This is a genomic window from Streptomyces sp. ALI-76-A (assembly GCF_030287445.1).
Taxonomy (GTDB): Bacteria; Actinomycetota; Actinomycetes; order Streptomycetales; family Streptomycetaceae; genus Streptomyces.
In genome coordinates, this window is sequence record NZ_JASVWB010000004.1 from 673575 (window position 1) to 686714 (window position 13140).

At 72.8% G+C, this 13140-nt stretch carries 4 protein-coding genes; 2 read left to right on the plus strand and 2 right to left on the minus strand.

Annotated features, from left to right (window positions below):
• Window positions 1-7 precede the first annotated feature (7 nt).
• Together QQS16_RS39045 and QQS16_RS39050 are read right to left on the minus strand one after the other, a co-directional pair.
• Window positions 8-550, minus strand: coding sequence for a hypothetical protein (locus QQS16_RS39045; protein WP_286067337.1), 543 nt, complete (start codon window positions 548-550; stop codon window positions 8-10).
• A complete protein-coding gene (locus QQS16_RS39050) occupies window positions 543-9266 on the minus strand; it encodes a non-ribosomal peptide synthetase (protein WP_286067338.1) in 8724 nt (2907 codons plus the stop codon). Before QQS16_RS39050 ends, QQS16_RS39045 begins: the two co-directional genes overlap by 8 nt.
• Before the next feature lie 561 nt (window positions 9267-9827).
• Between QQS16_RS39050 and QQS16_RS39055 the strand changes: the two genes are divergently transcribed.
• Entirely contained in the window at window positions 9828-10643 is an 816-nt protein-coding gene (locus tag QQS16_RS39055; protein WP_286067339.1) for an alpha/beta hydrolase family protein, read from the plus strand.
• Window positions 10640-13072, plus strand: a complete 2433-nt coding sequence (locus QQS16_RS39060; RefSeq protein WP_286067342.1) for an amino acid adenylation domain-containing protein — start codon at window positions 10640-10642, stop codon at window positions 13070-13072. The genes QQS16_RS39055 and QQS16_RS39060 overlap by 4 nt, the downstream gene beginning before the upstream one ends.
• Window positions 13073-13140 lie beyond the last annotated feature (68 nt).

Below are 13140 nucleotides of genomic sequence, written 5' to 3' on the forward strand. Positions count from 1 at the left end.
CCGGACCTCAAAGCAGTTCGATGCCGTACTCCAGGTCCGTCCGGTCGAGCGCCGAGTAGCAGTACGACGCTCTCACCGCGGACACCAGAGGCGCCTTCCACTCCTTCGCGAGCAACGCGGAGTGGCAGGCGGCCAGCACCTCGGCTCCGGTGATCCGGCGTTCCAGGCACCCGGCGTACAGCCGTCCGGCTGCGACTGTCTCCGCGGCGGTGAGGTCGACCACCTCGACCCCGCCGAGCTCCTGGAACCTCTGGACCGGGAATCCCGTGCCCTCCTTGTGGCTCTGGTCGCACCACTCGTCCCAGCAGGTACGCATGCCGCACGCGACCGCGAACGCCACGGCGGGCGTGAAGAGGCGGATCTTCCCCGCCCGTGCCGCTCTCCCCACAGCCGCCGCGTCCGGGGTGTGGCCCACGGCGATCCGGTACAGCGAGAACGAGTCGGCCACGGCGACCGTGGCGGTCTCCAGGAAGCCGTCCCGCACAGTCACCGCACCCTCCTCCCGAGACGCGCGCCCGGTGAGGTGTTCCTTCAGCGACGTGTCACCCATGGCCTCGGTTCCTCCCGTGTCGTGCCGAGCGCCGGGCGCGGGCCGCGCGTTGGCGCTGGGCCTGCTCTCTGGCGCGATCCAGGTCGCTGGGCCCGCCCTGTGCGGTGCTCAGCGGTGCCGCCGGGTCGCCTTCGGCGACGACAGCGGTGCTCCGGGGATCCGTGCGGGTCGCCAGGTGGCGGGCGAGGTCGCGCACCGTGGGGTGCGCGAACAGGTCGACGACCGACAGGTCGGTGCCGAAGGCGCTGTTGACGGCGGACTGGGCGGTGACCAGGAGCAGGGAGTTGCCGCCCAGGTCGAAGAAGTTGTCGGTACGGCCGACCTGGTCGCGGCCCAGGACGCCGCACCACACCTCGGCCAGCCGGTTCTCCAGCCGCCGTACGTCCTCGCCCCCGTCCGCCGTCCGTCCCCGGTGCCGGGCAGTGCCGGCCGAACGCAGCACCCAGTGGTCCGCCACGCCGGCCCTGCGGGCACTGTCGGCCGCCGCGTGGTGGAGAGCGCCCAGGTCGGCGCCGTCTTCCAGTCCGACGCGCGCGGTCAGACGGCGCAGCTGGCGGACCGGGGCCACCACGTGGCTGCGGACCCAGGGGGCGGTGCGGTCGGCGCCGATCAGCAGGTGCGGTTCGTCCAGGGTGCGGGCCAGGTCGAACGAGCGCAGTGCGGCCGGGGCGTCGAGCAGCCGGTAACCGCGGGCCTCGGTCAGGGCCGTGAGCCGGTAGCCGCGGCTCATGCCGTGCTCGCGCCACATGCTCCAGGCCAGGGACTGCGCGGGCAGACCCAGGCTTCGGCGGTGCAGCGCGAGAGCGTCCAGGTAGGCGTTGGCGGCGGCGTAGGCGGCGTTCATGGCGCCGCCGAAGTAGCCGTTCACCGAGGAGAACATGGTGAAGGAGGCCACCGGGTGGTCGGCACAGACACGGTGCAGGACCCACGCACCGCGCACCTTGGCCTCCAGGGCCTGGCGCCAGGCATCGGTGTCCAGGTCGCCCACGGGGCTTTCGACGAGGGTCCCGGCCAGGTGCAGCACCGACACAAGGGGCACGCCCCACGCCTCGGTGGCCGTGTCGAGCGCGGCCCGTACCTGGCGTTCGTCGGTGACGTCGGCGCGGGCGTAGCGGACCTCGCCCAGCTCGCGCAGTCGCCGCAGGGCCTCCGCGCGGCCCGATTGGCCTGCCGTGGACTCGAGTTCGGCGTGAGGTGTGCGGCCCAGGATCAGCACTCGGGTGCCGGGCGTGCGCAGCAGATGGGCCGCGACCTCGCTGCCGACGCCGCCCAGTCCGCCGGTGATCAGGGTGAAGCCGTCGCGTTCCGGCGCCTGGACGCGGGACGGTGTGTCGGGCAGGGGTGCCAGGCGGCGCTCGTAGCGGTGTCCGCCGCGGTAGGCCACTTCCGCGCCGTCCGCGGCGACCGTCGCCTCGGCCGCCAGGACGGGCAGCGGGTCCTCACCGGCGTCCGCCGCGAGGTCGAGGTGCGCGGCGCGCAGCCAGCCGAACTCCTCCCGCAGCGACTTCAGCACCGCGCCGGCCATGGCGTGCGCCGGTACGGGATGTTCCCCGGGGTGCACGGCCTGGGCGCCCATGGTGACGTGGAGCAGGTCGACGGGACGCTGCGGGCCGGGCCGGGCGGCCAGCGCGCGGACGAGCGCGAGCAGACGCCCCATGGCGTCCTCGTCGTACGGCGCCTTCTCCGGCGTCCCGGTGCCGTGCGGCCCGTCGAGGTGGAGGACGGCGTCGACCGGGCGCCGGTCGCGCTCCGACTGCCTGAGCAGTTCACGGTGATCGGCCTCCGCAGCGGGCCTGACCCGGTAGCGGGCGGCGTCGATCCGGGCGTACGAGGTCCCCTCGGTGACCACCGTGCACAGGCCGCCGCCGGATCGCAGGGCGTCGGCGAGCCGGTCGGCGAGCCGCCGCGTCCAGGGGTCGCCGCCGGTCAGCACGAGGGTGTGGCGACCGGCGGACGCGGCGGGTGCGTCCGGCCGTCGCACCCGCTGCCAGACCGGGCGCAGGAACCAGTCGGGGACGGTGGCGGCGGTGCCCAGCAGCACCTGCGCCCGGCGGACCTCGTCGTCGAAGGCGCCCGCCTCGAAGTTCTTGCGCAGCTTGGTCCGCTGGATCTTGCCGATCTCGGTCTTGGGGACGGCGTCGGGTTCGACCGGGATCAGGAAGGCGGGGCTGACGCCGATCTCCCGGGTGACCTTGCCGGCGATCTCCCGCAGGGCGCCGGCGGTGTCCTGTGCGGTGGTCTCGGGGGTGAGGTGGAAGAAGAGGGCCAGTTCGTCGGTGGGGGAGGAGGGATCGGAGCGCACCGCGACCGCGGCGGTGAAACTCCGCTCCACGTGCGGCAGTTCCTCCACACAGGCTTCGATCTCGTGGCTGTAGTGGTTGACCCCGTTGACGATGATGACGTCCTTGGCGCGGCCGGTGATGTAGAGCTCGCCCTCGCGCAGGAACGCCAGGTCGCCGGTGTCGAACCAGCCGTCGTCGGTGAACGCCTCGGCGTTGGCGCCCGGGTTGTCGTGGTAGCCGCCCGTCACCGAGGTGCCCCGCACCTGGAACCGGCCCGCCTCGCCCTCGGTCAGCACGTTGCCCTGCTCGTCCACGATCCGCATGGCGAAGCCCGGATAGGGCCGCCCGCAGCTGACGAACGTGCCCTCGTTCTCGACGGGTTCGCCGGGCAGGACGGCGTCGGTGACCACCGAGCAGGTCTCCGACATGCCCCAGCCCGGGTGCATCACGTCCTGTGGCAGGCCGAACGGCTCGAGGGTGTGCAGGAAGCGGCGGGCGGCCGACGCCACGACGACCTCACCGGCGTTCATCACCAGTCGCATCGGCGACAGGTCCCAGGCGCGGTCCGCGAAGCGGTGGGACTCCTCGGCGAGCAGTCCGAAGGCGAAGTTGGGCGCCCAGGTGACGGTGACCCGGTGCCGGTCGGCCAGGTCCATCCAGCGCAGCGGATCCTGGAGGATCCAGGTGGTCGGGGCGTGGATCTGGCGGCAGCCCAGATAGACGTCCCGCAGGTGGAACATCACCACGCCGGTGACGTGGTCCAGCGGGATCCAGTTCAGTGAGACATCGGTGGCGTCCAGCCCGTTCATCTGCTCGGTGGCGGCGGAGCGGGTCAGCACGTTGCGGTGGGTCAGCCGCACCGCCTTCGGCAGGCCCGTGCTGCCGGACGTCATCAGCATCAGGATGAGGTCGTCCGGCCGGGCGGCGTGCCAGTCGTGGTCCTCCGGGGCCTCGCGCAACGCGTCGGCCGTGGTCAGCCGCAACCCGGGCCAGTCCTGCCGGGCGGCCACCTCACGCAGCCCGGTCTCCCGGCCGGCGGAGCACACGATCCAGGGCCGGCCCAGCATCCGCCAGATGCCCTCCAGTTTCGTCAGCGCCGCCGAAGGGGTGTCGTAGGAGGCCGGCACGGTCAGCGGCACGGCGACGAAACCGCCCAGGACGCAGCCCCACAGCACGGCGAGGAAGTCCTCGCTCACATCGCACTGGAGGACGACCTGGTCACCGGGGCGCAAGCCCGCCCGCCGCAGACCCGCCAGCACCCGTGACGCCTCGGCGATCAGGGAGGCGTAACCGCGCCGGTTCTCCCTGCCGTCGGGATGGACGTGGACGATGTCGCCCCGGTCCAGCTCGGCAGCGCGCCGCAGGGCCTGCGCCCAGCCGGACACGGACGGTTCCGCCAACGCGGGCCCCTCACTGAGCGCGGGGACGCCGGACGTCTCGGCCGCGCTCCCGGTGCCGGCCGAGGCGGCTTGTGGCGTTCGGTCGGGCAGCCCCGCGTGGCGGCGCCCGAGTTCCTCGGGGACCTCCTGCACCGACACCTCGACCGTCGTGACCCCGGGGATCCCGGTCAGATCCCGCTGCCAGGCATCGGCCGCGATCCGGTCGACCGCCGGCAGGACGCGCAACGACTCGGTGTCGAGGGCACCGTGCTCGTCGAGGGGCAGGGCGTTGACCGCCGTGACACGGACCCTGCCGTGTCCCGCACGGTCCATGGCCTCCTCCACGCGCTCCACCGCGTCCGCCCGCCCCGCGGCCACGTACAGGCACGCGCCTCCGTCGGCTCCGGGCAGGGCACGGGCGTCACGGATGCCGGACACCGACAGTGCCACCTCCTCCAGCTCCGCGGCATCGGCCGCGGCCGGGGCGGGCGTGCGCTCCGGTGGCGCGGGCAGCTCTCCGACGCGGCAGCCGGGTTCGGCGCACACCGTGCGCAGCACGTCGTGCAGGGCGCGGGCGAACGCCTCGGCCGTGCCGGCGTCGTACAGGTCCGTGGCGTACTCGACATGCAGGTCCAGGCCGTCCGGGGCTCCCTCGCCACGCTGCCGTTGGAAGACGTCCACGAAGAGGTCGAACTTGGCGGTGCCGGTGGCGGTCGGCCGCAACTCGGCCCGCTGACCGCCCAGTTCGAGTACGGCGGGTTCGTTGTTCTGCAGGGCCAGCATCACCTGGAACAGAGGGTGCCGCCCGGCCTTGCGGGGCGGGTTGAGTTCCTCGACCAGCCGGTCGAAGGGCAGGTCCTGGTGGTCCAGGGCGGCCAGGTCGGCCGTACGCAGCCGGGCGAGCAGGTCCCGGAAGGCGGGGTCGCCGGAGGTGTCCGCCCGCAGCACCAGGGTGTTGGTGATCAGGCCGATCACATCGTCCAGGCCCGGTTCGGTGCGGCCCGCCACCGGCGTCCCCAGGACGATGTCCTCACCCGCGCCGCAGCGAGTGAGCAGGGCGCTGACGGCGGCGTGCAGCACCATGAACAGGCTGGTGTTCTCCCGGTCGGCCAGACGCAGCAGGTCGCGGTGGAGGCCGGGGTCCACCGGCACGGTGACGTGCGCGCCGGCACCGCGCGGCACGGGGGGACGCGGCCGGTCGCCCGGCAGGGTGCACTCCTCCGGCAGACCGTCCAGGGCGGTGCGCCAGTGACCGGTCAGCCGCTCCAGCCGGCCGGGACCTGCCGGCTCGGGCGCCAGCACGGCGCGTTGCCACAGCGCGTAGTCGGCGTACTGCACCGGCGGCGGGGCCCACCGAGGTGCCCGGCCGGCGCGGCGGGCCGCGTACGCGGTGCTCAGATCGTCCGCGAACGGGCGCATCGACCAGCCGTCGGCCGCGCTGTGATGCAGCACGAGCAGCAGGGTCCGCTCTTCCTCGGGTCCGAACAGGTAGGCGGCGAGGGGGCTTTCGGCGGTCAGGTCGAAGCGGTGCCGGCGGGCCGCCGTGACCTGGGCGGCGATCTCGTCGGCCGGGCAGTCGACGCGGTGCCAGCGGGGGCGCAGTGCGCCGGGCGGCAGGATGCGCTGGTGGAGGCGGCCGTCCTGCTCGGCGAGGACCGTCCGCAGGCTTTCGTGGCGGTCGGTCAGGTCACCGAGGGCCGCGCGCAACGCCTCGCTGTCCACGTCGGGGCCGAGCGGTACCTCCACCGGGATGTTGTAGGTGGCTGCCGAGTCGTCGAGGCGGTTGAGGAACCACATGCGTTCCTGGGCGAAGGACAGCGGGACGCGCGCCGGCCGGTCGAGGAGGCCGAGGACCGGGCGGGCGGACGTGGTGTCGGACAGTTCGGCCAGGAGCCGGGCGACGACAGCGACGGTCGGCTTCTCGAAGAGCGTGGTGAGGGACACCTTGACGCCGCTCTCCTGACGCAGCCGGGCCAGGAGCCGGGCGGCGAGCAGGGAGTCGCCGCCCAGGTCGAAGAAGTCGGCGTCGATGCCCACGGTGTCCTGGGGGAGTTGCAGGACCTCTTCGAACAACCGGCACACCAGGGCCTGTTGAGGTGTTCCCGGTCGTGTGCGGGACGCTGCCGGGGCGGCTTCGGGTGAGGGCAGGACGGCGGTGTCCAGGTCGCCGTCGGCGGTCAGCGGCAGGGCGTCCACGGACACCCAGGCGGCCGGGACCAGGTGCCCGGGCAGGTGGGCGGCGGCGTGGGCGCGCAGGTCGGCGGGGCTCGCCGGTCCGTCACCGGCCGGGACCGTGTAGGCGACGAGCTGTTGCGAGCCGTCGTCGCCGTCCCGCTGGAGGACGGCGGCCCGCACGACGCCCGGGTGCGCGGTGAGAGCCGCCTCGATCTCGTGCAGGTCGCAGCGGGGGCCGCTGGACCGGCCCGGCCGGCCGGCCCGGCCCAGCAGTTCGAGGGTGCCGTCACAGCGGCGGCGTGCCAGGTCGCCCGTGCGGTACATGCGGGCACCGGGCAGGCCGAAGGGATCGTCGGGGAAGCGTTCGGCGCTGGGTTCGGGCCGGTTCAGGTATCCGGCGGTCACGCCGGCGCCGGAGACGTACATCTCGCCGGTCGCCCCCGGCGGCACCGGGCGCCCCCCGGGGTCCAGCAGGTGCACGCGCAGATCGGCCAGCGGAGACCCGATCACGCTGCCCTCATGGGGCTCCGCCGGATCCAGCGAGGTGATGCGGTGGTGGGTGACGAATCCGGTCGTCTCGGGGAAGCCGTACATGTGCACCAGTGCCGGGCGGTCCAGTCCGTGCCGTTCGGCCCAGGGACGCAGGCGTGCCGGGTTCAGGGCCTCGCCGCCGAGGACGACATGGCGCAACGCCCCGGTGTCCCCGTTCCGTTCGAGGTCGGCGTGGATCAGTTGCTCGAACGCGGACGGCGTCTGGCTGAGGACGGTGACGCCCTCCCGGTGCAGCAGCTCCAGGAAGTCCCTCGGCGAGCGGCTGACGGCGTCCGGGACGACGACGATCCGGCCACCGTGCAGCAGGGCGCCCCAGGTCTCCCAGAGCGAGAAGTCGAGGGCGCGGGAGTGGGACAGCGTCCACACGTCGTCCGCGCCGAAGCCGAAGTGCTCGGCCACGGCGGCGAACAGGCGGACGACGTTGGCGTGCGTCACGGGCACACCCTCGGGGCGGCCGGTGGAGTCGGGGGCGTGAATGACGTACGCGGTGTCGGCCGGGCTCGTCGGACCGTGCCGGTCGGCGTCGGTGAGGTCGTCGCCGGAACGGTCGGCGAGGTCCGCCGTGACCTCCGGATCGTCCAGCAGGACAGTGGTGGCGGCCGGTGCCCTCTCCGCAAGGTGGGCGTGGGCCCGCCGGGTGACAAGGACCACCGGGTCCGTGCCCTCGACGATCGGCCGCAGCCGCTCGGCCGGATGACCGGGGTCCAGCGGCAGGCAGGCGGCGCCGGTCTTCAGCACGGCCAGCAGCGTCGGCAGCAGCCGGGAGCCACCGTCCAGGGCCAGCGCGACCACCCGGCCCGGTCCCGCGCCGCGTTCGGCCAGCAGCCGGGCCAGTCGATTGGCCTCGATGTTGAGTTCGGCGTACGTGAGGTGCTCGTCCCCGCAGGTGACGGCGGTGCGCTCCGGGACGGACGCCGCCCGCTCCTCGAACAGCCCGGTGAGCGTCCCGGTGACGGGGAAGTCGCGCACCGGGGCCTCACGGGGGTGTTCGCCCGGCAGCAGCAGGTCCAGGTCCGCCAGGGCCGTGTCGGGCGCCGCGTCCGCGAGCCGTCGCAGCAGGGTCAGGAACCGGTCGCGGTGCAGGGTGAGTTCGTCCTCCTCGTAGCGGGCGGGGTTGGCGTCGAAGGCCAGCCACAGTCCGCCGGGTGTCGTCCCGGGCCGGACGGAGATCTGGAGGTCCTCGACGGCGCCGCCGGCCAGGTGGTGCCAGGTGACCGGGTGGCCGCCGAAGTCGATCGACTCGGTGAACGGCACCATGTTCAAAACGGGCCCGTACAGGCGGCGTCCGCTGCCCACCAGGTTCAGGTCGCGGCGGATGAACTCACCCCGGTACTGGTGGTGCCGCCGCAGCGCCTCGAGTTCGTCGGCGACCGCCCGCACCACGGCACCGAGGTGCGTGTCGGGAGTGGCCGTCACACGCAGCGGCAGGACGTCGGAGGCGGTGCCCGGAGTGCGCAGGGCCGCACTGCCGAACCGGCTCATCGTGGCCATGCCGAGCAGGAGGTCGTCGGCACCGGTCATCCGGTGCAGGTAGACGACGACGGCGGCGGTCAGCAGGTCGGTGCGGGTGACGTCGAGCCGGGCCGCGGCGGCCGACAGAACCTCGGCCTCTTCGCCTTCCAGTTCCGCGAGGCGCCGCACGAACCGGGCGGCCGGCGGGGCGGCGCGGCGGGTGAGCCGCGCGGGCTCGGGCAGCCCGGCCAGCCGTCGGACCCAGTGGTCCCGGTCACGGGCACAGCGCTCGGAGGAGAGGTAGGCGCTCTCCTCGCCCTGGAGGCGGCTCACGGGGGCGAAGGTGCTGGGGACCGGCTCCTTTCCCGCGACCAGGGCGTTGTAGACGTCGGCGAGGCGCCGCCCGACGAGTTTGTAGCTGTAGCCGTCCAGCAGGATGTGATGGGCCCTCAGCAGCCAGATGTGGTGATCGGGGGCGAGGGTGAGCAGAGCGTGCGCGAACAGCGGGCCCTTCTCCAGGTCCACGGGGGTCGCGAGGTCCGCGTCGATCCACGCCCACGCCGCGGCATGAGGGTCCTTCTCGCCGCTGACGTCGACCCGGTGCAGGTTCCAGTCGTCCGCGTCCGGCGCCCGATGACACCGCGGACCGTCGTCGGTGTCGACGAAACGCAGAGCGAAGGTGTCGGCCTCGCCGACAGTGCGGCGCAGGGCCGCTTCGAACACGTCGAGGTCGAGGGCGCCATGGACCTCCACCGCCTCACCGGTGTTGTACGCGGCGCTGTGGGACACCAGTCGTCCGGCGTACCAGAGCCCCGCCTGGGCCCCGGACAGCGGTCGATCGTCGCTCTGACGGGTCGACTCCTCGTTGAGTGACATGACACAACCCCTCGCGTTGCACGTGGTGTTGTCCCGGCCGGGGAGGTCCGGCCGGCCGGAACGGAGCGTGGCCCAGGCCCACGGGAAGCGGCGCCGGCACAAGCCGGCGGGCGGGACGGCACGGCCCCACGGAGGGTCCCGCGGCATCCGCTTCCACGATGCGCCCGTGCGAGCGGGGCGATCAAGCGCGGACGCGAGGCCGTGACAGAGCTTTAGGTGTTTCCCTGAAAAGCCGGGGAGACCGAATGGCTCCGTCTGTGGAGCGCTTCTAGGGAAACTCCGCGAATCCGTCCCGGCGCTCCGGCGGGAGTGGATTCCCCGCGGTCGGTGATGCACGCTCGGACGACGCCGGACTTCCGGGGACGGCGCTCCGTGACAGACGGCTCCGAGGCATCCGTGGGACGCCGAACCAATGAATGCCGAGTCGAGGGTCAGACGGATCCGTCACCGCGCGCCCGCGCTGACCGCGTCGGGGCGGTGGGCCTGACCGGCTCCGACCGCGTCCGCTGAGGCAGGCCACGGGAAGTGGCCCACATCGTCGACAGGGAGAGGTGGACTTTGGTGAGCACGGGTTCTTCGGTGAGCGCGGGTTCATGGCGGCGCATCAGTGAGGGCGACCCGAGGAGAGTGATCCTCGCGGTCGACTTCGGATCGACGGCACGGTCAGAGGCGGACTTCCGTCAGTTCGCCCAGCTGGTGAAGCCGAGCAGGGAGATCTGGCAGAGCGTCCAACCGGACACCGCGGAGCGGGAGTTGCTGTCCGCCGAGACGTACCTGCGGTGGTGGAGGGAGCTGCCCGAGGGCGTCGACGGCCAGGTGGACACCGTGATGGGTTACTGCGTGGGCGGTGTCTTCGCCTCGGTACTGGCCGACGAGATCGCCGAGAAGCAGGGCACCCGGCCCGCACTTCTGCTCTTCGATCCGGAGCCGGTGGATCAGCTGTCCCTCTACCGCGACTTCAAGAAGGCGGTCGACGGCATGTCACTGTTGTCCGAGGAGGAACGCGCCGGCCACGCCGCGGAGGTGCGGACCCTGTGCGAGGCGGAGTCGAACGACGCGCACGCGGTCTGCACGCGGGTGATCAAGGTGTACGAGACCGCCGTGGGCGTCGTCTTCGATCGTCTGGGTCTGGACGACGAGGCGAGCGAGGATCTGCGGGGGCTCTTCCGCTCGTACGTCTCCTACCTGTTCGCCGCCCGGCAGCTGAGCCCGGAGGAGGGCTGGGCCGCGGCCGGCGCGCTGACCTCGGCGCAGTCGAGTCCCGGTGCCGCGCACGCCCGGTGGGAGAAGAGCTTCCCCATCAGCACGGGGGAACTGCTGAGCAACCAGGAGGTGGCCGAAGCCGCGCACCGCTTCCTCCAGGAGCGTGGGGCATGACCGCGACGGATCGGACACCGATGCAGCAGACACCGACGGAACGGAACCACACGGACGTGCTGGAGGCGGAAACACCCCGCGAAGCCCCCGACGGGAACGGCCTCACGCCCCCCGAGACCCCCTTGTCCGCCACCCGGGACCTCCGCGTCCCCACCGGGGACCTCCTCAAGGTCACGTCGCCCGACTGGACCGATCTGGCGGTCGCCGCCGCGGCGGCCTATCAGCACCGGATGACCGCGGCCCGTGACATCGCACTCGCCGTGAACACCGTGCCCGTGAGGCTGACCGTCGAGCCTTCGACCACCGTTTCCGAGCTGGTGGCCGAGGTACGTCGGTCCCGGTCCCGGGCCACGCGGGACGAAGAGCCGCAGCCCGCGAGAGCCCCGCACATCACCTGCCTGGACGCCGCGGCACCCGTCGACGGTCTGGCTCTCACGTTCGACCATCGCGACGGGGCGCTGCGGGCCGAGGCCACGGGTGAGCCCGGCCGATTCACCGCCGGGCAGCTGGCCGCACACACCGAGCGGATCGGCCACTTCACCCGACGCCTGTTCGCGGCCGGCGCGGCCGCCCAGGTGGGCGAGGCGGACCTGCTCACCCCGGCGGAGTACCACCGGATCATGCATGAGTGGAACGCCACCGCTCACGAGGTGCCGCGGCTCACGCTGCCGGAGCTGGTGGAGGCGAACGTGGCCGCACATCCGGACCGGCCGGCCGTCAGCCACCACGACGAGCGCCTGAGCTACGCGGAGTTGGACGCGCGGGCGAACCGGCTCGCCCGGCTGCTCATCGGCCGTGGCGCGGGCGCCGGGGACATCGTGGCCATGGTGCTGCCCCGTTCGATCGACTACGTCGTCACCGCGCTGGCCATCGTCAAGACGGGCGCGGCCTACCTCCCCGTGGACACGAGCTACCCGACGCGGCGCATCCTCCAGGTGCTGTCCGACGCCGGTGCCGCGCACGTGGTGACCGTCGCCGCACTGTCGGACCCGCTCCAGGTGACGGGCACGGCGCCGGTCGTGCTGGACGCGGAGGACACCCGGACCCTGCTGGCCGACACCGACCCGAGCAGCCCCACCGACGCCGACCGGCGGGCCCCGCTGACACCGGACACTCCCGCCTACGTGCTGTACACCTCGGGCTCCACCGGGCGCCCCAAGGGGGTGGTGGTCGCCCACCGGGCGATCACCAACCGGCTGCACCACATGCAGCACCAGATTCCCCTGGGGCCGGACGACCGGCTGCTGCAGAAGACGCCCGCCGGCTTCGACGTGACGGTGCGCGAGGTCTTCTGGCCGCTGCTGGCGGGGGCGTCGATCGTGGTCGCCGATCCCGACGGCCACCGCGACCCGGCCTACCTGGTGGAGACGATCGTCGCCGAGAACATCACCATCGCCCACTTCGTACCCTCCGGGCTGAAGGTCTTCCTCCAGGAACCCGACGCGGGCAAGTGTGTCAGCCTGCGCCGTGTCGTGTGCGGTGGCGAGGCGCTGCCCGCCGAGTTGCAGGCGTGGTTCGCCTCCGTGCTGGAGGCCGACCTGTTCAACGTGTACGGACCCACCGAGGCGGCCGTGGACGTCTCGTCGATGCTGTGCCCGAAGAACCCGGAGCCGGGCCCCGTGCTGATCGGGCGCCCGGTGTGGAACACGAGGCTGTACATCCTCGACGAGCAGCGCCGCATGCTGCCGTCCGGGGTGATCGGCGAGCTGTACATCGCCGGCGTGCAACTCGCCGAGGGCTATCTGGGGCAGCCCGAACTGACGGCCGACCGCTTCGTCGACGACCCGTTCGGCGAACCGGGGGCCCGCATGTACCGCTCCGGGGACGCCGCCCGCTGGCGTGCCGACGGTGTCATCGAGTTCTTCGGACGCCTCGATCACCAGGTGAAGATCCGCGGTTTCCGGGTCGAGCTCGGGGAGATCGAGTCCGTACTGCTGCGGGACGGCCGGCTCAGCCAGGCCGTCTGTCTCGTACGCGAGGACACGCTCGGCGATCAGCGGCTGGTGGCGTACGTCGTGCCGGTCGCCGGTACCACCCCGGACGTGGGCACCTTGCGGGCTCAGGCCGAGGCGGCACTACCCGACTACATGGTGCCCGGCGCGTTCGTCGTTCTCGACGAGCTGCCGCTGACGCCGAACGAGAAGCTGGACCGCAAGGCGCTGCCCAAGCCGCCGGCGCCGGTGATGCGGGCAGGCCGGGAGCCGTCCACCCCCGAGGAACGCCTGGTGGCGGAACTGTTCGGCCAGATACTGGGGTTGGGGGTCTCCTCGGTCGACGTCGAGCAGGCCTTCTTCGAGCTGGGCGGCGACTCCCTGCTCGCCAGCCGGCTGATCAACGAGATCCATCGCCGCACCGGCGTCCGGTTGCGGCTCAAGACGATCCTCGAGGACTCTCGGGTGCGGACGATCGCCGCACTCATCACCGCGTAGTTCCCTCTCGTCCCTGTGGCCGGGCCCGGTGCGGGACCGCCGCGCCGGCCGGCCCCTCACCGGCCCCC